Source organism: Actinoallomurus acaciae, from assembly GCF_042429965.1.
GTDB lineage: Bacteria > Actinomycetota > Actinomycetes > Streptosporangiales > Streptosporangiaceae > Actinoallomurus > Actinoallomurus acaciae.
On sequence record NZ_JBHLZP010001284.1, the window covers coordinates 1 to 574 of the forward strand.

A 574-nucleotide genomic window follows, 5' to 3' on the forward strand; every position below is an offset into this window, starting at 1 on the left:
CGCGGGTACGCCGCGGCGCACGGCATCCCGGCCGCGAGCGGTAGCCGGCGGCCCGCGACACCAGCGGGGCCGCGATCGAGACCGTCCGCGGCCCGCTGGTCAGCGTCTCGGCCGCCAGGGAGACCCGCCCCGTCAGCGGCCGGGGCGTACGGCGCTGGAGCGAGGTGGTGAACCCGACGAACCACGAACGCCGGGCCCGTCCGGGAGACGACTGAGCCGTGCGGCCGCGAAAGGCTCTTTCGAAAGACGCTTTCGACATCTCGCGATCGACGTGAGGGAGCCGTCGTCCAGGGTCTGTCTCGAATCGATCTTGGCCAGGAACTTCTTGAACTCACTCGCCCGATGCCGGCGGTGGATTGAACCGATGATCTAACCACGTCCAAAGCGGCGAACAACGTGGTGATGCCGTTCCGGACGTAGTCATGGGTGCGGCGCTCGGGCATCATCGGCAGCACCGGCGCCAACCGGTCCAGGGCCTGGATCTGGGATTTCGTGCGCCACGAGGCGCTGATCGATCGAGTGGGGGTGAAAGACCACCATCGCTGTCTTGTCGCAGCAAGGCGGTGAAGCTGAG

Annotated in this window: 1 protein-coding gene; it reads right to left on the bottom strand. The window is 67.8% G+C overall.

The genetic code is table 11. The features are described 5' to 3' along the window. Positions 1 to 259, bottom strand: a 259-nt coding sequence (locus ACFFNX_RS52095) for a hypothetical protein (RefSeq protein ID WP_378213909.1), incomplete at its 3' end; no start/stop codon positions are given. Positions 260 to 574: the final 315 nt, after the last annotated feature.